We start from the raw sequence: 1,701 nt of genomic DNA on the forward strand, positions 1-1,701 counted from the left end.
GGTGCGAGATGCGCGCGACCTGGTCAGCCACCTCGCGCCGCGTCTCGGCGGGTGCCAGGGCCACCGCCATCGAGATGATGTTCAACGGGTTGCGGATGTCGTGCGCGACGGTGGCCGCCAGCGAGCCCAGCTCGGCGAGGCGCGCCTGCAGCTGCCGCTCGCGCTCGCGCTCGGCGATCTGGCGCGCCTGCTCGACGCGGGCCGCCGCTTCGGCGACGACGCTGCCGAACAGCTCGGCCACCTGGCGCGGGCCGGGCGGCGCGGCCTCCCAGCCGTGCAGCGCGGTGGTCCRGCCTTCAGGGCCCGCCAGGYACACCAGCGAAGGCGCGGATGCAGGAGCCTCCGGCAGCTCGCCCACATGCACCTCCACGCGCGTGCCGATGCGCTGGCTCAGCAACGCCGCGGCGCGCTCGGCCAGCGCCTGCGGCGTCTCGGGCGATTGCAGCGCGAGCCGCCACGCGCCCAGGTCGGCCGCCGACACCTCGCCGCCCGGGTACACCAGCCGCTCGGCGAAACGCCGCACCGGCCCGTTCAGCGCGAGGCAGCTGGCCGCCACCGCGAGGCCACCGATCCAGCGCGACTCGATCGGCAGCAGCGGCGTCACCGCGACGATCGCCGCGCCCAGCGCCAGCAGCAGCGCCCACACCAGCGCGCGGCGCGCCCAGGCATTGGCGACGAACACGCCGTAGCGCAGGATGCCGTAGACGAGGATCAGCGGATAGAACGGCAGCCCGAGCAGCGGGAACGGGTACACCGGCCAGTCGAGCACCGCGATGCCGTAGCCGGTGAGGCACAGCATGCCCCACAGGCACGATGCGGTGACGGCGGCGATCTGGTTGAAATACTGGTTGAAACCGGGCCGGCGCGCGCGCATCAGCGTGTGCAGCAGCACCGAGACGCCGCCGATGCCGAGGATCACCCACGCCATGCTGGCGATCCAGCCGCTGAGGTTGGCGATGGCTATCCAGCCGATGTCGCGGTGCGCGACCAGGTGCCCGGGCACCAGGATCTCGGCCGCGATCGTCGACACCGCCCCCAGCGCATACGCGGCCGCGACGCCGGCACGGCCGATCTCGACGCGACAGAACACCACGCAGAAGTGGAAGAAGAACGACGAGGTGAGCGGCGCGGTCGCGAGCAAGGCCATCGCGAGGCGCTCGACGCCGGGGCCGAACCAGTTCGGCAGCTCGTTGCCGGTGATCCAGATCGCGATGCCGGTCAGGAAGGCGGCCAGCAAGCGCGCCCCCGCCACCCGGTCGGCCCACCACAGCAGCACGCCGGCCAGGGTCAGGGTCTCGAACAGCGCAAAGGCCAGGGTGGCGTGGATCAGCATGCAGTGGTGACCTGTCAACCAGGTTGACGACGAGGGGTTCGCGCACTGTATACGAAGTATGCAGGCCGAAATACAAAACCCAATCAAATCAACGGCTTGCGATCGGCGAAGGGGGTGGTCCGGTTCTCGCGATAGAGGGTGTGTCAGCCACCTTCGAACCACGCCATGACTGCCCTCACTGCCCTGCTTGCCACCCGCCTGCGCCGCGCCTCTGCACCGAGCCGCAGCCCCTCGCGCGCCGCGCCGCTCGACCTGGCCGCGCTGGTCGGCGCTGCCGGCTGGGCCCGGCTGCCGGCCGCGGTGCAACGCCGCTTCGGTTGCGCCCACGGCGACACCACCTACATCGGCCACCTGGAGCTGGGCTGCTC

Annotated in this window: 1 protein-coding gene and 1 pseudogene; one reads left to right on the plus strand and one right to left on the minus strand. The window is 71.7% G+C overall.

What is annotated here, in order from left to right; translation table 11 throughout:
- The coding region (locus tag AC1D12_RS32690) for a sensor histidine kinase (protein WP_477845291.1) at positions 1-1,333 on the minus strand (1,333 nt) is incomplete at its 3' end.
- Positions 1,334-1,498: 165 nt separating this feature from the next.
- Between AC1D12_RS32690 and AC1D12_RS32695 the strand changes: the two are divergent.
- Positions 1,499-1,701: pseudogene (locus AC1D12_RS32695) on the plus strand (hypothetical protein); the annotation flags it as partial.

Source organism: Rhizobacter sp. P1_G5 (assembly GCF_056405435.1).